The following is an 18599-nucleotide window of genomic DNA, read 5'->3' as shown; positions in this document are numbered from 1 at the left end:
AATTGCCTTTGCGAATCTGTGTTGTTGGAGCCAGTCTGCAAATGTTGCTTAGTCAAGCCGCATCGGCAGAGTCGACGATTCGAACGATCATCGGTACCGGAAGATCGACCGTCAATCAGATTTCTCAACCCTTGAAAACAAACCTTGGCAATCCATTTGGAGTGGAGATCGGACCGGATAACGCACTCTATGTGACCGAAGTTTCAAATCATCGGATCTGGAGGTTAGGGGTTAACGGAAAAAAATGGCAGGTGATTGCGGGTAACGGGCACGCAGGGTATCGCGGCGACGGAGGATTAGCCCGATTGGCAGAATTGCGAGAACCGTATGAAATTCGTTTTGACCAAGGGGGTAATCTGTTCTTTGTCGAGATGGAAAATCACGTGGTTCGCCGGATCGATGCTAAGACGGGAGTGATTACAACCATTGCAGGCTCGGGACGCAAGGGTTTTTCGGGCGATGGGGGACCGGCGACCAAGGCTCGGCTCAATCGACCTCACAGTTTAGCGCTGGATGCGATCGGGAACATTTACATTGCCGACATTGGGAATCATCGCATACGAAAGATCGATGGCGAAACGGGCACGATTCAGACCATGGCGGGGACGGGGCAAAAGCAGGGGCCGGCGGATGGTCAGCGTGCGAAAAACCGGGCCGTACATGGTCCACGAGCGTTGTTCATCGTAGGGCGAACACTGTGGGTCGCATTACGAGAGGGCAACAGCATTTGGAAACTGGGATTAAATGACAACCCTACTTGGCAACATGTGGCTGGATCAGGAGAGAAGGGGTTCGACAATAATCCTGATTTGTTGAAAGCCACTTTTAACGGACCGAAAGGAATTGCTGTCGGACCCCAGGGCAGGGTATTTGTCGTCGATACGGAAAACCAAGTTGTGCGACTCATCGATACGCAGCAAAATACGATTTCGACGTTCGCAGGCCAAGGTCCGGCACACCGCGGCTTTACCGGCGATGATGGTCCTTCCACATCTGCCAGTCTTAATCGGCCGCACGGAATTTGTGTTGATCATGGCGGGCGCGTTTTTATCGGTGACAGCGAGAATCATCGAGTACGAATGATTGACTAGTGGGTGATGTTGTCCATTTGTTGCGATGCTGGCGAGCGCTTTTTGGGTTGCAAAAAGGACGGTATCAGTTTTCCGAAGTTTTAGCTTCGCGTGAGGAGAATAGTGTGAATTCGGCGATTGCCAACATTGCAGCTTACAAATTTGTGGCTCTCGAGAATCTCGCCGATCGTCGTGCGGCAATGCGACAACTTTGCGAAGAATTGCAGCTGAAGGGGACGGTGCTGTTGAGCACGGAAGGCATTAATCTATTCCTTGCGGGAGCGACGACTGCCATTGAACGATTTCTCGATCAAATTCGCTCCGAAAAGGAATTTGCTGATTTGAATGTGAAAGTCAGCTTCAGCGACAAGCGTCCCTTTCGTCGCCTGTTGGTGAAGATCAAAAAAGAAATTATTGCGTTTGACGATGGAGAATTGCAGCCCCAGAAGACTCCTTCTCCAAAAATTGACGCGAAGACGTTGAAGAAATGGTTAGACGAGAAGCGTCCAATCACTCTGTTGGATACCCGTAATGATTATGAGATCAAGTTGGGAAGCTTTGAAAATGCTGTTTCGTTGGGGATCGATAACTTCCGTGAATTTGCGGATAAGATTGCAGAGTTGCCGGAACCACTGAAAGAACAACCGGTGGTCGTGTTCTGTACGGGCGGCATTCGGTGTGAAAAAGCAGGGCCGCACATGGAACAAGCTGGTTTCGAGAAGATTTATCAGCTGGATGGCGGCATCTTAAAATACTTTGAAGAGTGTGGGTCGGCCCATTACGACGGCGAATGTTTTGTCTTTGATCAACGAGTGTCTTTGGATGAAGCGCTAAGCGAAACGGATACGGCGATGTGTTTTGTCTGCCAGGCCCCGCTGACTGTTGAAGAACAGCAATCGGAATTGTATGTTCCGGATCAGTCGTGCCCCCATTGCTTTGTCGAATCGGAACAGGCGATGGAGGAAATTCGGGGCTCTCGGAATTTGCAATTTGAAGCTGTCACCCATCCACTGCCTGGTCGCGTTCCGTATGAAAATCGACGTCCCATGCATGTTCCAGGCCGGTTTGATAACAAAACACTCTTGGAGTTTGTCTGCGAATTGCATCCGCACGTGACCCGCGAAGCATGGATCCAACTGATTGAACAGGGGCGATTGCAACGAGAATGCACTCCCTTGAGTGCTGAAACGCAAGTTCGCGCTGGTGATCGAATTGAGCATGTGATTCCGAACACCGTGGAGCCTGATGTAAGTGCCGATATTCGTTTGATTTTCGAGGATGAAGCACTGGTTGTGATCAACAAGCCGGCCCCGCTTCCGATGCACCCGTGTGGACGTTTTAATCGCAACACGCTGATCCGCTTGATTGAACCCATCTATCAGCCGCAAAAACTTCGTGTGGCACATCGTCTGGATGCGAATACGACGGGCGTCACGGTGTTTGCTCGGACTCGACCTTTTGCTGCGAAAATCCAACCGCAATTCGAAAACAATCAGGTAGAAAAAGTGTATCTCGTCCGAGTGCATGGTCAGGCGACGGCAGCTGACTTTTCGGTTGATGAGCCGATCGGTAAAAATGCAATCCGAGCAGGAGCTCGGGAGCTGGCGCCTGAGGGGTTACCTGCACGAACCAACTTTCGCGTCGTGCGAGAGTTTGAGGATGGAACGAGCCTTCTGGAGGCTCGACCTGTGACCGGACGGACGAATCAAATTCGACTTCACCTTGTGCACCACGGCTTGCCAGTCGTGGGAGACCAGACCTATCGCGCCTCAGAGCCGGCTACGACATTGACGCATGCTCTTGACGATCCGCCGTTGTGTTTGCATGCTTGGAAGATCAGCTTTCAACATCCGGTGACCGATGAAAGAGTTACCTATCAGGGCGAACCACCGGCCTGGGCGCAGGCCAAAGGAAACTAGTGTTTTGCCTCGAGAAGGTCCAGCTGTTGTTTGTCGGTTAGAAGTTGTCGCCTGAGTCGTTGGTAAGGCAGATCTTGGACTGCACATTCGCTTTGGATCGACAAGACAGCTGCTGTTGCAGCTGTCTGTCCAAGAATCATAAAGACGGGTTCCATGCGAATAGACCCGTAAGCGATGTGCGATGAAGAGAGACAGACCGGTACGAGTAGGTTTGCGATCTCACCGTTTTTGGGAATGATGGATCGATAACTGATCACGTAAGGGCCACCCGGTGAGACCTGAACGTCTCCCTCATTTTGGGCGAATCCAGCGGGTGATACGTAACGCTGCGTATTGTGTGAATCCATGTTGTAGGATCCCATTCCCACGGAATCTTTCGCAACCCGGACGCGGCGACAATCATGTTCGGTCGTGACATAGTCGCTGAGCATGCGACGGGCCTCGCGAATGTAAAGCATGTGGGGCCAGTGATCCGTGTCGAGAAACTCATCTTTGCAAAGTCCCCACTTTGAAACCTCTCGACGAACGGGTTCCGGAACGCGAGGGTGGTTTGCGAGCGTCCACATGAAACCTTGCTGATAGTTAAGGTGTTCTTGGATGATCGCCTCTCGCTCCTCGTAGGTAGCTTCCGGATAACGGTAGTTCATCCCGATGTTATCGGTTGAAAATGCACCGTTGTTGTTTGTGTCCGTCTTGCCATTCGGCATCATCAATGAGTGGTAGGGGATTCGATGGTCACCTGCTTCAAAATTTCGTAGCAAGAGTTCGTATCGTCGCTGGTTATAATTCGCAGGTTTAACGAAGGGTACGCGATTTGAGGGCACATGGGTCATGCACATTCGAAAGCAATAGGCCTGCACCCGTTTGTCGCTCTGCCCCTCGTTGCCGGGCGATCCAGCATGGATGCCTGGCAATAAACCACTGGCTGGATTCCCCGGAGTCACATAGGGATCGACCAGTTTCGGAAAACGGTGATTGTGGATGTTCTGATTTTTCTGGACGCCGTTCAGAGTTTCACCATACCGACTGTTGTTTTCACGCCCAACCGTATAGCTCACACCGCCAGCTGCCATCAAGTCACCCTCGTAAGTCGAATCGACAAACATTCTTCCGTTAAAAGTGCTTCCTTGTTGAGTTCGAATGGAACGAATCATGTTGTTTCGAACAGTGACGCCAGATTCTCGATCGAGCCGCTGTTGTCGAAAGATAGCAATTTGTTCTTCCTTTAAGAGATCCTCAAAAACCTCCTCGGCAACGTGAGGCTCGAAAGTCCACATCGCGTCCACGTTCGCATCGTATCGTGAGTAGTCATCGGGTGTCTCAAACTTCCACGTCACTTGCCGATCATATTTTTGTTTGATGCGTTGGTAGAACTCTCGTGACAAGCCCCCGATGCCCCGTTTGTCGCCGCTATCGGTAAATCCCAGGCCAGCTGTGCTTAAACCACCGAGATGTTTTGACGGTGAGATCAGGGCCACCGTTCGCCCCATGCGACTTACCTGAACCGCTGCGATGATACCGGCTGATGTGCCGCCATAGACGACCACATCGTAGCCGGATGGATTTGGCGGTTGACCGAAAACTGCTGTCGACAAGCAGTGTAGATAGACGAATAACCCGAGCCCAAGGGCTGTTAGATTGCGCTGGTAAAATGACATGAGGTGCTGCTCGTTCCTGAGTGGTGTGAATCGTTGTTTAACCTCTCACGTTGTTTAATCTCTTTATGAAGTTTAACAAGTTGTTGTGTTAAGTGGCCTTGGATCAGCGGTCGAAATGGTTTCCTAAGAGCACGGTTTTAGCTACAATGGAGGCCCGTGATGGATCCCGTGGGAGACTGCCTGAATGTGTTTTGTGACTGAGGAATAAGGCGGATGATCAGAAATAAGCGTTGGTTTTCTTATGGGTTAAGACCAAAACGGCTGGGCATTCGTGTTCTCGAACAACTGGAGCCACGCCATCTTTTGGCGGCTGACATTCAGTTGTTTTCAGATTCGTTCGAAGTTTACCAGAATCAGAGCAGCCAACTGTTTGAGGTGTTGGCCAACGATGAATTTGCTGAAACGTACGCCGGTGGGAAACAAATAACCAGTGTTAGTTTTGGCTCCGAAGGTGGCAATATTCGTATCAGTGCGGATCGAGGGGCGATCGAGTATGCTCCACCTGCCGATTTCAGTGGGCGAGAATTGTTTACCTACTTCGTCGACGGGCGAGAATTTGCTCAAGTCCAGGTCGAGGTGAGTTCCCCTTTGACTGACGATCGGTACGAAATTCCACCAGACGGGCAAGTGCATACGCTCGATGTACTGAAAAACGATCCGTTTTGGGAGCAATATTTGGGGGAACGCCGCATTACGCTCACGAGTGTCAGCAGCCAGGGTAGCGAGCTGACGATCTCCGCTGATCGACAATCGGTTCGATATCGTCCGATCGATGACCAGCAAGGGGAAGATCAGTTCGTCTATATCGTTGACGGAGTTTACGCGGCCAGGGTCTCGATCGATGTTCCACCAACGCTCACGTCCGATCGTTTTGAAATTATTCAAAATTCGACGAGTAATGTGTTGCACGTGCTTCAGAACGATCCCTTCTGGCCGGGATATCGGGGACAAGGTCAGATCACTGCGGTGACCCAATCGTCGAATGACGCCCACATTGAAATCTCGGACGCTGGCGAACGTCTGCTCTATACACCCTCCGCAGATCACTCGGGGTGGGATAGTTTTTATTATGTGGTAGATGATCGATTTGAAGCCCAGGTAAGCCTACGCGTTCATCGACCGGTCAAAGATGATTGGTCAGAGCTTGATCGCAACAGTTCTAATCATGTCTTGGAGGTACTTCCGAATGATACCTATCGAGACTTGAACAACCGCTACCGAGACGTGGTGAGTCGGGTCACCGATGTGACCCAACCGGAGAGTGGTGGACTGGTCCGGATCATTCATGGCGGAAGTCGTTTGAGCTACACGCCGCCAAGAGATTTTAGCGGACCTGATGCCTTTACCTATCTTGCGGATGACAAGCACCTTGCCACCGTGCATCTACAAGTTACTCGCCCCGTTCGAGACGATTACTTGGAGGCAGTTCAAGATATCCCCGGACAACTTCTGTCCGTGCTCGATAATGATTTTTGGGGAAATGGTTATGGAGGGCCGCGGGAAATTAGCCACGTCTCGGATACCGAACAGAGTGGAGCCACGTCAATTGTGGGGAAGTCGATTGCTTATACACCACCGGCTGAATACATCGGTTCAGATCACTTTCAGTACACGGTGGACGATGATTTGTCAGCAGCAGCCACCGTCTACGTGCAGCCGTTGGCTCAAAGTGACTCCTACCGCTTCTGTGCCGATCCGACACGGGGTCCGTACACAATCAGTGTGATGGCCAATGATCTGTTTCATAAGGGGTATTCGGGGCCAGCACGAATTACAGCGGTGAGTTCTGACGATGAGAACTCGTCAATTACGGTGCTCCCCGATGGTCGTCAATTGCAAGTGCCCCCATCCGCTGAAGGATCCTTCGCGCTTCAGTATACGGTTGACGATAAATATGTTGGCAACGCGTGGATTGGTTTCACCAGCCAACTTGTTGGCGATCACGTGGTGGTCGACCAAAACAGTCAAGCAACCTCGATTGATGTGCTTGCGAATGATTTTTCTCGAAACGGCGAGCAAGACCCATGTCACAGTTCCAACTATCGAGGTGCTCGCCGCATTACTCAAGTTGTCGACTCCGATCAGGGCGGCACGGTGACGATTTTGCCGGGTGGAAGATCGATTGCCTATCTGCCACCAGAAGATTTTATCGGCCGTGATCAATTTACGTATCAGGTCGATGGTGTGATGACTTCAGCCGTTTCCGTTAATGTGATCCGACGTGTTCGAGACGATCGTTATCGTGTGAATCCGGCTGAACAAGAAGTTATGCCCGTGTTGGTAAACGATCTGTTCGGTGCCGATTATCAAGGGGAGCAACGAATTACCGACGTGACCACCTCAGCGATCGGGGCCTCCGTGCAGATTGCGGCGGACGGAAAGGCTGTGATTTATCAGGCTCCGGCCGACGTGGTGGCGACAGATCGACTTACTTACACCGTGGATGGACGTTTGAAAGCAGAAATCGAGGTACAGGTGCGTTCAGGGGATCAAGCTCGTTTTCCTCAATTTGCAACCCTTGGCGATTTCGAACAGTTCTTGATCGATGACGCGTTGGTCCGATACGAATGGATGTTCGGATCGAGTCCATTCAATTGGTTTTTAGAGGACGCCTCAACCTCAGATCTGAATCCAGCTCCCAACGCGAATGTTGGACGGGGGCATTCCGAAACAAACGTGCAGGTGGAAGGCGTTGACGAAGGAGATATCGTCGAATTTGACGACGAGTATATTTACATGCTAACTGGCAATGATCTGGTCATCTTGGATGCATGGCCGGCCGATTCACTGGCTGAAGTCTCACGATATCCCATTGAGGGGCAGGCAATCGGTGAGTTCTTACGCGGTGATCGGCTGACCGTCATCTCTGAGCAAATCAGATACGCTCCGTTACTCGATCTTCGCGGGGGCGACGATGTCGAGCCCAACGATGTTGGATTCGTCAATGACCGCCCCATGAATCTAATGCCCTCCCCGAATGACTCCAAGCCGGAAACCTATGTGACCGTATTCGATGTGGGTGATCGGACGAACCCTCGAATTGTTCAGACCACGAAGTTAGAGGGGCGCTACGTTGAATCTCGCGGGGTGGGGGATCATGTTTATTTGGTAGCTGCGAATTCAGCCGTTGCACCGCTGCCTGAAATCATTCGAGCCGATGATGAACTGGATCCTTGGCAGGGGGTTTACGAAACAAAAGAACAATATTTGGAGCGGTTTCTTGCTGAGACCGGAGCCTTTGTTGAAGAAGCCTTGCCAAACTATGCGAGTTATGGATCGGATGGTGAACTTGCCCGAAGCGGTCTCGTGCATCAGCCGGAAGATATTTATCAGCGACTGCAACCCAATGCATCAAATCTGTTGTCGCTGATATCAATTGATGTGACGAATACGGAACCAGGGCTTGCGGCGTCGGCAGGCGTCTACACGGATGGCGTGGCAAAGGTTTACGCTTCGTTGGATCATTTTTACGTCTTCGAAAATGCTTACGAAAGCGAAGACGGACTTTCCACTCGAATTCTGAAGTTTGATTGGGACGGCGAATCAGGTGAGGCCGATCTAGCGGCCAGTGGCGAGGTTGCTGGGGGGATGCTCAATCAATTTTCAGCGGATGAATATCGGGGCCATTTGAGAATTGTGACCACGATTTCGAACACCAACTCTGGGAATTGGACTGACCGATCCGAAAATGATCTGTTTGTACTTCGGGAGGATGCCGGCGTTCTCGAGTTTGTTGGCAGCCTGCAAAATTTGGCATTGGGGGAAACGACGCGCTCGGTGCGATTCATGGGAGATCGTGCTTTTGTGGTTACGTTTCGTAATGTTGATCCATTGTTTGGTCTCGACGTGAGCGATCCGACAGAACCTCGTTCGATGGGTCATTTGACGTTGCCTGGCTTCTCGAGCTACATGCAGTTGATTGATGAGAATCATCTATTAGCCGTCGGAAGAAACACACCAACGGGGGGGATGGGGCCCGCTCAGGTTTCACTGTTCAATGTGAGTGACTTAAAAAGTCCAAAGCTATTAGATGAATTCACATTCGAAAGGTTCTCGACGACGGAAGCGACTGTCGATCATCACGCTTTTGGCTATTTCGCCACGCATGGATTGCTCGCCGTTCCCGCCACACAGCAATACGTAACGCGTGTCGACACGGATGATGACGGATTTCGTGAAGCACGTGAATGGATCACCGAACATGAACTGATGGTGTTTCGACTTGATCTTGACGCCGAGCAAGGTGGAAAGCTCAAAATCGCAGCACAGATCGAACATGATTCGCCGGTGAGACGCAGCGGCTACATCGGTGACAAACTCTATTCAATTGCTCAAGATTCCGTTTCGGTTGTCGACGTGGTTGATCCTTCGATCGTGATCTCCAGTTTGGGAGATCTTTATCGAATTGATGCGGAACCCATGCCGGTCGCGATGTTCATCGATGCGGATGGTGAATTGGCAATTTCTCTGGCTCAACAAAACTTGGCTGAACGGCTTGCGGTCGAAATTGGGGAGTTGCTAACGGTTTCCGCTGAGCCAGAGGCCGCACACTGGCGGCTAGTGTTCCGTGTGAATGATCAACAGTACTTGTATGAATCAAGTCATGTTTCAACCAAACTCGTTGATGCTGATTTTGAGTTCGCACCGACGGTGGCGGCCGACTGGCATAACGCCGCAGAACCTGCTGATGTCAACCATGATGGTGAAGTTACTCCTAATGATGCGATCTTGGTTATTAATGAGTTGCGTCACTCGGGCAGCCGACAATTGCCTACCCAGGACGTCATTCGTTCGATGGAAGGGGAAAAGTCAATATCTGGGTTGGTGGACGTAAATGGTGATGGTCATTTGTCGCCAATTGACGTGTTGTTGGCGGTCAATCGCTTGAATGTTTTGGATGGACTCGTGATTGATACAGCCAATTTTGACCCGAATGATAGCCATTTCACACCTGCTGCTGTGGATCGACTCTTTGATGCTGCACTGTCTTTTTCGGGAGATTCGAATCAAGATGGTCGGTTCGACTCGGCCGATCTGGTGCTCGCTTTTCAATCGGGAGAATACGAAGACGCGTTGCCGAATAATTCCAGTTGGGCTGAGGGCGATTGGGACGGTGATCGGGACTTTGATTCGGCCGATTTTGTGCTGGCGTTTCAATATGGGAAATACGGCCGATACGATGATCCGGATACGCCTTAGTCGGTTGAATGGAATGCCTTGAGCTTGCGAAGCATGGCGAGTGGATTTTGCCTGGCGGATGGGGTTTCGCCTGCTTTGCTGCGATTCCCCCCCCACCGTCTCTCGTCCGTGTTTGAGCCAAGTTGAATGCCCTTAAGTGAGGTTGAATGCCTTGTTGTTTCTCCGTGACAGGCGGGGGGACGCTGGCAATTTCGTCAATTACCTTTGACCGCCGGACACTTGCAGGCCCCGCACCGGACCGGCTAAGCTTATCGTTTAAGACCAGGTATTGCGTTGTAATAATGTTTTGGAAAGGTTCAGCGATATGAAAATTCGCAATCAGTTGGTTGCTATGGTGTCAGTGATTATGCTTCTTGCCTCGACTACTAAGGCAGATCATCACTTGGAATCTTTGGACCTCACCGGTGTCTGGAAAGCCACCGCAACATCCGATGGAAACACTCGCAATATTACCTGGACCTTCTCTCGAAAGGGCGATGTACTAAGCGGCCTCAATTTATACGAGGGTGAGGAAAGAAAGCTTGATCGTATAAGCGTGGACAAGAAAAAGGTTACGTTGGAAATCGACGTCGAGCAGGATGGCAACGCAGGTGTGATACGCGTCGAAGCGGAAGAAAAAACGGCAGGAAAGCTCGATGGGAAATGGACGATTGTTGATAATGACGGCAATGTGTTCATGAGTGGTGAAGTCACTGCTGTGAAAGAAGTAATGTTGGCAGGTGCCTGGGATGCGACGGCAACGCTGCCTGATGGAGTTAAGCTAAAGTCTGTATTGGAACTCAAGGGAAAGAATGCAGACTTAACAGGTTTGCTGAGCGGTGACGCTGGTAAGAACAAAATTAATAAGGTGACGATGTCTGACCAGGAGCTGCATTTGGAATTTGATGTCGACATGAACGGTGAATCGTTCAATGTGGTCATCAAGGCCAAAGCAGATGGTGACAACAAGCTCGTAGGCAAATGGATGGTTGAGGATGCTGGTGCTGAGGGAGAATGGTCTGCTGTTCGAAAAGTTGAAAGTTTGGCGGGCGTGTGGAATGTTGTTGCGAAGGTACCTGATAACGACGATTACACCGGCACGCTCACTCTTAAGGAAGCAGATGGTAAATATACTGCTGTCTCAAAAGGCACGGATAGCGACGGTGTTGATGCGACCAAAGTCAAAGTCAACGCAGGCGGGGTTGAAGTTGTGCTACCATTCAACCAAGGTGGCTACAACGGGACGATCACGATAGAAGCAGATCGAAAGAAAGACGGTAGCCTTGACGGCGAATGGGTTTTGGTGGGTGACGACGGTACTGAGTATGTCCGTGAGTCTTGGAAGGCAACTCGTCAGTAGGCGGCAACCGCTGGGCCGTCTTGCGACAGCTGCGAGGTCGAATTGAGAATCCTTTTCCCTGATGGGGAGAAGGATTGATCTCGACGCGGTTTGTGTGATGTCTTCGCTTGTCAGGGGTGGGGGGCCAGCCAGGTCAACGGCTGCCGCGAGGTTTTGCCTCGTGTTGCATTTGCCACCCCGGTAGGGTGACCGACGCTTGAGGTTCCACCAGCTTATCGTACAGTTCAGGTCGTCTTGCTTTGAGGTAGCGTTGGCCGCTTGAGTTCGCAATTTTATCTGCTGTTAAATGGCTGACGATCACGTCGTCGGCCAACGCATGAGACTCGTCCTGGACTTCACCATAGGGGTCAAGGATCATTGCGAGTCCGGGCTTGACGGTGTCATAGTCCCAGCCGATTGGGTTGCTGAAGACGGCATAGATGCCGTTTTCATAAGCTCGAGTTGGCAGCCACCGCATCAGCCACTCTCGTCCCTTAGGACCTCTGAATTCTCGTCTCAAGCGAACAGGGTCTGATTCTCGGTTTTCCCAAAGTTCCCGATCGACCACCCCTCGTCCTGGCATGACAGAGGGGAGGCAGCCAGTGACGTGAGGCATGAAGATGATTTCGGCTCCCATCATCGTTGTGACGCGAACATTCTCGGCAAGATTGTTGTCATAGCAAATCAAAAAACCGACTTTGCAACCGGCGATTTCAACAACGTTGAAGGCATCGCCTGCCGACAAGTTCGGATTGACGAATGCATGCAGCTTGCGAAAACGCGTGACCCATCCATCTCGGTCAACGGTCACATAGCAGTTGTAGACGTTGTTATGGTCGTCTCGCTCGAGGAGACCGGCCATGACGACGGTCTTGTATTCTTTGGCAATTCGGACGAGTTGACGAATGGACTGTCCGTCTGGAACGGGCTCAGCAACCTCAAGCAGTTGCGCATGGGATAGGGGTTGCAGCCAAGAGTAGCCTGGAATCGCGCATTCGTGAAAACTAACGATTTCCGCACCTTGCTCGACTGCGCGACGCGTCAATTCATGAATCCGACTAAGGTTGTAAGACTTGTCGTTATCACGATGTTCAAACTGCGCTGCAGCAACACGGATGTCTTTCATCTGGTGATGACCTTGCGACTTAGGATTCCGCTATGACGGTTGAACGTAGATCGCCGATTTCACTGATTACAGCGGAAATACGATCCCCGGATTTTAAATAAGTCTTTGTGGTGTTTCCAACTCCAGCTGGTGTCCCGGTCGAGATGATATCGCCGGGTTCCAGGGTGACAAAGCTTGAGATAAATTCAATTACGGCAGCGACGGGGAAAATCTGCTGAGCTGTGGTGGAATCTTGGCGAATCGTGTCGTTGACCTTTAATTGTAATTTCAGCTGTTGCGGATCCGGGATGGCATCCGCCGAAGTGATACAGGGTCCACAGGGGCAGAAACTGTCAAACCACTTACCGTGAAGCCAATCGAAGAACGAGTCTTTCGGTCGTTCCTTGCGGCCAGGGTTTGGTCGAAAGCGGCGATTTGAAATGTCATTGATGACGGTATAGCCCGCGACGCAGCTGAGTGCATCGGCTTCTTTGATGCCTTTGACTTCCTTGCCAATCACCACCGCTAGTTCCAGTTCCCAATCAATGGCGTCAGGAGATATTGCCGGAACCGAAATCGGTTGTCCCGGATTGGTCAATGTGGTTGTTGGCGGCTTCATGAACACGTACGGAAATGTATCGCGACGCTCTTCCGCGATGCCGCCACCCTCTTCGATGTGTTTTGCGTAATTGCCGGCCAGCAGAAATAGTTTGTTGGGTTTAGGGATTGGTAACATCAGTTGTATCTTGTCAACTGATGTCTGGGCTGCTGTCGGAATGGCCTGTTTGTGGCGGGCGAGAAAATCGGCAAGTTGTGTTGCCTTTGCATATTGTTTGCCTGCCGGTGGAAGGTAATCGAGTAAATTTGCCGTCAAATTCAGGTCGAGGTTTTCATGGGTAGCGTCCTGGTGCAGTCGCAACGCCTCACGAATCGACACAATAAAACTGTCAAAATAAAATCCGACCGCCTCCTGTCCATCCTGTTGGTAACGGCAAATACGCATTCGCATTGCTCCTTTCGTGTTGGGGCGATTTCGAGCTTCAGTCTCGGTTCTCGCCAGCGTTCGATTTCCAATTGAGGTGGCGGTCCAGAAAAGAGAATGTGCCGACTCCGTTGATTTGATGCGGCCCGTTAAACCATTCGATTTCGCAGTGGTCAGGTAATTTTAATCGAGCGGCGTACAAATTTCGGACTTTTGCAAATTCCCAAGCGACCGTCCAGTCGTCGGCCACACCGTCGTGGTGCCCACGCTCTACCATGAAAGGACGCGGGGCAATTAAGGCGGCCATTTCGGCGTAGTTAAAGGTGCTGCCCAGATCGAATTCGAATATTTCGTACTCGCCCGTCCATACATAGCTGCGTGGGTTGCGGGTTGATGCGTTCTTGTCGACCCATTCATTGAAATCCGCTGAGCAAATGGAAAGGCAGTAATCGGTGACAATGGCGGGAACCCGCATGGCTGTCTTGCCGCCGTAGCTAAGACCGTAGAATGCGATTCGGTCTCCATCGACATTTGGAAGGGTTTTGAGCCAATTAACAATCTGTTGGTGTTGAGGGGTGATGGTTGAAAAGAGTGTTTTCTTAATCGGATTACTTTTACGTTGCAAGGTGCGAAACTTGTCTTGACCGATGTAGAGGTTTTGAGGTGAGAAGGTAATGTAGCCGCGATCGGCGAGTTTTCCGGCAAACCCTGCATAGTAATGGGAACTTTGAATTCCCACGGTGTCTTGGGGACGCCCTTCCAGACCGTGCTGACAGACGACCACTGGGCGACGTTCACCTGCCTTGAGCTCCTTTGGGATCAAGAGAATCCCATAAGCAAAGACTCCGTCAAACACGTCCAACACGACTTCGTAACCTCTCCAGCCGTCCGTTTCGTAAATGCGTCGGGAGCGTGGATTCGGGGATGCTAAGAGGTAAGGAAAACTTCCAATGACATCTTCTGAGAAGATCTCTCGGTAGCGTTGAGAAGTTTCACGGTATTTTTCGGGAGTTGAGCTGTCGAGATCCGAGAGAAATTTGGTGCGTACTTGTGCGCTGCCTTTGAGGATAGCTTGATTGTGCGCATCGATCTGTTGCATTTGGCGACGATGTCGAGCTGCCAGCTGTAATTCGGCTCGGAATTGCGTTGGCAATTGATTTCCGTAGCGCGGCGCTGATTTACCGCCCATTGCTATGACAAAAGCCTCAACAGCCGCGGCTGAACCCGCGCCCCCTGTTCCTGATTCACTGAAGATGAGTTGCATTGGTTCATCAGTCGACAAAGGGTGGACTAGCGCTTTGGCACGTGTTATTTCGGTTTGAACAGATTCTAGCTGGGGCGATCGCAGGCGGGCTGGACCGCCGCCATGTCCGGCGAAATTGGCCTCAGGCCCTCGAGATGCCTCAATGATCAAATGGCGGGGTGTGATCATCGTTGCTAATTCCGCATCCCCAAACTGTTCGAGCAAACCAAATACATTGCGGTCCAGGGGCTCTTGCCATAAGTCTTGTCGGGAATCGAAGTACCCGCTGACACAAGTGACGTCAATCCGAGAGTCCAAGGCGGCGCTGTAAAGGGCGATCAAGCCACCTTCTCCCCAGCCGAAGACGCCAATTGGCGTTGAGCTTGCCTGTTGAAACCAGTCGACCGCAGCTAGCACTTTCTGAACTTCGTATCCAATCAGGCCGCGACCTAGTTCGAAGGCACTCCGGTATAACATCTCACGGTTTGTGATGTTCGGTGCCGGTCGAGCTCCCCAATCGAATTGTTTGCGATCACGATTGATCAACAAGGGGACGACCACGCGAAAACCAGCTTCTGCCAAATGTCGTGCGTATTGGCTTTCGGGTGTTACACCCTCCGTTAAACCGACCAATTGTTCAGGTGTGATTTCGCAATCGGGTATGGCTACGACGTTTGCGATGGCCGGTTGCTTTGTTGGTACCAAAAGCAGGCCTTCACCGTTGACAACCCCGAAGGCAGGCCAGCTGATCGCATAAATGTCGAATCCGTTTCCCTGGCCAATTCGAGACTCTTCGCCAGGATGAGCAATCACGTTGGGAGTCGGATTTGCAATTCGCTGATCCCGTACGCCAAGAATCGATGCGAGTTGTTGCCGTTGAGGTTGGATCGAGGTCTCGTGGGCCTTCCAGGAAGTGAGGTCTCGCTTCCAGTGTGCCTGACGACGATCGACAGACTTTTCCAATTCATCGAGTAAGAATTGATCAACACCTTCCACCAATTGCATGGCAATATCCCCCTGCATTTCCAGTTGTTGGGTGTCAGGAAGTGATTCTGCTTTCAGTGTTGTGCTGACAAACGCAGTGGCAAGCAGGCCGACAAGTAGAATGATGTTTCGTGAAGGGTGGGGCACGGTTTGAATCCTCTGCCGTTCGCGATGTGGGTGTGTGCTGAGTGTCGCTTGGATGGGCCCAAGGGTGTCGCCTGAAGTAGGACCAAGGATATCGTACACCAACGTGCGGGCAGAATCTGCAGTGGATTTGGGATTCCACGCTTTGAGTTTGCGCGATCAGCGATCGCTAGATCTCTTTCACGAAAACTTGCTCAGCCGGTAGGATTGCTGGCAGAATTTGCTTCAGGTGGCCAGCGATTACTGCCCGATCCTCCGAATCGAAACGCTGAAACGGCTCAGCAACGAAATCTTCGCAGAGTCCCATTAAATGGGCGGCCGTTTTGAGTCCCTTAAGGATTCGCGACGGTTGGTCACCCACTGCGTAAATAGTTTCCCCGATCAGGGATACGTGTTGTTGAAGCTTTTTTGTTTTGTTTTCGTCGCCAGTTGCCACAGCTGCATGGAGTTCAACATAGAGTTGCGGAAATAGATTGGCTCCACCGTGAACTCCGCCATGAGCGCCCAATCGCATAGCGTCCACGAGAAGTTCTTCCGGCCCGACAAGCAAAGAGAACGAAGGAATGTCTTGGCAAAGCTGCGCCACTTCGGCGAAGTAGGTTAGATCGCCCGAACTGTCTTTCAATCCTGAAATATTTCCGTGGTCCGCCAATTGTCGGACTGTGGTCGGAGCAAACTCCACCTTGGTGCAACTTGGCATGTTGTACAACATTAATGGAAGTGGACAGCGCGACGCCAAGCGATCCGTATAGGATAGCAGTTCCGCCTGTCCCATCGGCAAGTAATAGGGTGGGGCCGCTACCAATCCTGCGGCACCTGCTGCATACGCTTGATCAGCGAGTTCGATCGAAGTCTCAAAGCATGAATCGGTGATGCCAACAAATACCGGAACGCGCCCTGCCTTGTGGTCACAAACCAATTCTACAACATGATGCTATAGCCGATGAGGCAAGTGAGGAGCTTCCCCGGTGGTGCCTAATGCAAAAAGTCCCTGGACACCACCGTCGATCATTCGGTAAATCAGTCTCTTCAGACCTTCCGTGTCCAACTCGCTCCCATTGTTCAACGGAGTCAGGATCGGCGGAATGATTCCGGTTAGAGGAGTCGATAAGGACTTCATGGATGCCTCGTAGATTAGCGTTAACGAGTCGGAGTTAACGCTGGCGCGTTGTTCCTGCGATTCGGTCGTAATGTCCAGCGCCATGACACCTATTCGATCTGCTGAACGGCGGGGTCAGCCTACGATTTGGTTGTCACGATTGCCATGCTTTCGGCCTTCGATCGCCGCTCGTTTACCGCATTTGCCGCTTGATCGATCGATTTTCTACAGTCGTATCGATTGTGCTTGTTCACAGCGAGCAGTTGAAAACGGAGACGGATAACATTTCCCGAATTAGACATCACAGGCCGCATAAATTGATTCGTTCTTGAGCGCGACGAGAGCCATGATGGCCGCATGTTCGTACAGCATGGTCCGGTCAATGACGTTGTCGGTTAGAATACCGATCGCACCCTCATGGTGTTTTGAATCGTGACGTCCGAAAACTCGATCGTTGGCGTACCCCAGTTCGACGCCTTGTCGCACGAGAGTGGCGACTGAATTGGGGAGTGGGAACGTTGCCGTTCTGGCTTCGCCGCGAACTTCTCTTGATTGCACCACAATCCAGGCAAATGCGTTCATCCCTTGGGAATCGTCTTGAATTCCGCCCTCAATGCCTGCCCAGAAGTCTGCCGATGAACAATTGGCTCGTGTCTGTTCCAGGCGATTTCGAGCTCCGGTGAGCGTTTCCTCATCCGACATGGGTTGATCGGAGACGCCGGACGCGGCCGCAAACGGGCTTACCTGGAACTGCCTGTGGGGAAACATCCGTTCGAAGGCCAGTCGAATGGCATTCGCCTTCACTGGATTCGTTGACCCCACAGCAATCGTGCTGAGCTCTGACATGGCTTTTTACTTTCGTCAACGAGTTCGAATTATCGCAGTCAGAAGTGTATCTTGACTTGATCACTGACGGCTTTCGCTGTCGCATGCTAGTCCAACTGACTTGATACTGCAATCCGCCATCGTTCTTCGAGTGAATCTGGAGCGAGGACAAAACGACAGAATGCGGTGTGGGCACTGTCGCACGGATCACATCGATCGTTAAAATGTTGATCAGTTATTCTGCACTCCTTCCCTTGAGGCCATTATGAGTCATTCCATTCATGATCGTTTATCCACAGGCAAGACGGTACGCGTCATGTCGATGGGGGTGTTCCCCGATCCGAAACTGATTGAGATTGCGGGACTAATTGGAAACCTACATGGGCTTTGGATCGATCAGGAACACAGCGCCGTTTCCCATTCGCAATTGGAAATGCTGTTGATGGCTTGTCGAGCCAGCGGATTGGATGCCTTTGCCCGAGTGGCTCCCACCGATTACGCTACCGTCATGCGGCCGATGGAGGCTGGTTGCAGTGGTGTCATGGCCGCACAAATTCGGACGTTAGAGGAAGTCGCTGAGGTCATCCAGTGGTCAAAGTATCCGCCGCTAGGAACGCGTGGACTGTTCCTGGCCAACGCAGAAGCCCGATATGCAACGATCCCGCCCGCTCAGCACGTGGAACAAAGTAATCTCGATCGGTGGCTTGCGATACAGATCGAAACAAGCGAAGCCGTTGAGCAGGTAGAACAAATTGCCGCTACGCCCGGCGTTGATATGTTGTTTGTCGGACCGGGGGATCTTGCCTGCACGTTGGGCGTGCCCGGCCAGGCACTACATCCGGTGTGTGTTGACGCGCTGGAGCGGATTTCGGCAGCTTGCCAAAAGCACTGCAAGCCTTGGGGGACACTCACGAGGTCTCCTGACCATGCAACAAAATGTCGCGACTTAGGTTGCCAACTGTTTAGTATTTGTAGTGACGTCGATATTGTTCATCGCGGCATCCAGTCGACTCGTGAATTGTTTGCCGAACTTGACCAGCTCTAACCCATTGA

General features: G+C 51.5%; 10 protein-coding genes and 1 pseudogene. 5 read left to right on the top strand and 6 right to left on the bottom strand.

Translation table 11 applies throughout. From position 1 onward, the window contains the following. Positions 1 to 41: 41 nt before the first annotated feature. Both P8N76_28000 and P8N76_27995 read left to right on the top strand, forming a co-directional pair. A complete protein-coding gene (locus tag P8N76_28000) occupies positions 42 to 1091 on the top strand; it encodes a hypothetical protein (protein MDG2385544.1) in 1050 nt (349 codons plus the stop codon). Between the two features lie 104 nt (positions 1092 to 1195). Further along, positions 1196 to 2989 carry a sulfurtransferase gene (locus P8N76_27995; protein ID MDG2385543.1) on the top strand — a complete coding sequence of 598 codons (1794 nt, stop codon included), beginning with the start codon at positions 1196 to 1198 and terminating at the stop codon, positions 2987 to 2989. Here the strand turns inward: P8N76_27995 and P8N76_27990 are convergent. After that, positions 2986 to 4647, bottom strand: coding sequence for an FAD-dependent oxidoreductase (locus tag P8N76_27990; GenBank protein ID MDG2385542.1), 1662 nt, complete (start codon positions 4645 to 4647; stop codon positions 2986 to 2988). The two genes, P8N76_27995 and P8N76_27990, sit on opposite strands and share 4 nt — an antisense overlap. A 213-nt stretch (positions 4648 to 4860) precedes the next feature. Here P8N76_27990 and P8N76_27985 point away from each other — a divergent pair, with 213 nt between their 5' ends. Both P8N76_27985 and P8N76_27980 read left to right on the top strand, forming a co-directional pair. Next, complete coding sequence (locus P8N76_27985) at positions 4861 to 9846, top strand: beta-propeller domain-containing protein (GenBank protein MDG2385541.1); 4986 nt, start codon at positions 4861 to 4863, stop codon at positions 9844 to 9846. A gap of 304 nt (positions 9847 to 10150) precedes the next feature. Then, positions 10151 to 11185 carry a hypothetical protein gene (locus P8N76_27980; protein MDG2385540.1) on the top strand — a complete coding sequence of 345 codons (1035 nt, stop codon included), beginning with the start codon at positions 10151 to 10153 and terminating at the stop codon, positions 11183 to 11185. Between the two features lie 133 nt (positions 11186 to 11318). Here P8N76_27980 and P8N76_27975 read toward each other — a convergent pair whose 3' ends face one another. The 5 genes and pseudogenes from P8N76_27975 to yjjX all read right to left on the bottom strand — a co-directional run bounded on the left by P8N76_27975 (position 11319) and on the right by yjjX (position 17567). Next, positions 11319 to 12290: a nitrilase-related carbon-nitrogen hydrolase gene (locus P8N76_27975; GenBank protein ID MDG2385539.1), complete on the bottom strand. Its 972-nt coding sequence runs from the start codon at positions 12288 to 12290 to the stop codon at positions 11319 to 11321. Positions 12291 to 12309: 19 nt separating this feature from the next. Next, positions 12310 to 13272 carry a fumarylacetoacetate hydrolase family protein gene (locus P8N76_27970; GenBank protein MDG2385538.1) on the bottom strand — a complete coding sequence of 321 codons (963 nt, stop codon included), beginning with the start codon at positions 13270 to 13272 and terminating at the stop codon, positions 12310 to 12312. Positions 13273 to 13309: 37 nt separating this feature from the next. Further along, positions 13310 to 15625 (bottom strand): dienelactone hydrolase family protein, encoded by a 2316-nt coding sequence (locus P8N76_27965; GenBank protein MDG2385537.1) that lies wholly within the window; start codon positions 15623 to 15625, stop codon positions 13310 to 13312. Between the two features lie 166 nt (positions 15626 to 15791). Continuing rightward, positions 15792 to 16742: pseudogene (locus tag P8N76_27960) on the bottom strand (dihydrodipicolinate synthase family protein). A gap of 273 nt (positions 16743 to 17015) precedes the next feature. Beyond that, complete coding sequence (gene yjjX / locus P8N76_27955; protein ID MDG2385536.1) at positions 17016 to 17567, bottom strand: inosine/xanthosine triphosphatase; 552 nt, start codon at positions 17565 to 17567, stop codon at positions 17016 to 17018. Between the two features lie 244 nt (positions 17568 to 17811). Here yjjX and P8N76_27950 point away from each other — a divergent pair, with 244 nt between their 5' ends. Then, positions 17812 to 18591 (top strand): aldolase/citrate lyase family protein, encoded by a 780-nt coding sequence (locus P8N76_27950; GenBank protein ID MDG2385535.1) that lies wholly within the window; start codon positions 17812 to 17814, stop codon positions 18589 to 18591. Positions 18592 to 18599 lie beyond the last annotated feature (8 nt).

The organism is Pirellulaceae bacterium, assembly GCA_029243025.1.
Classification (GTDB): Bacteria; Planctomycetota; Planctomycetia; order Pirellulales; family Pirellulaceae.
Note: the sequence above shows the minus strand (reverse complement) of the source record. Positions and strands in the feature narration are given on the sequence as shown.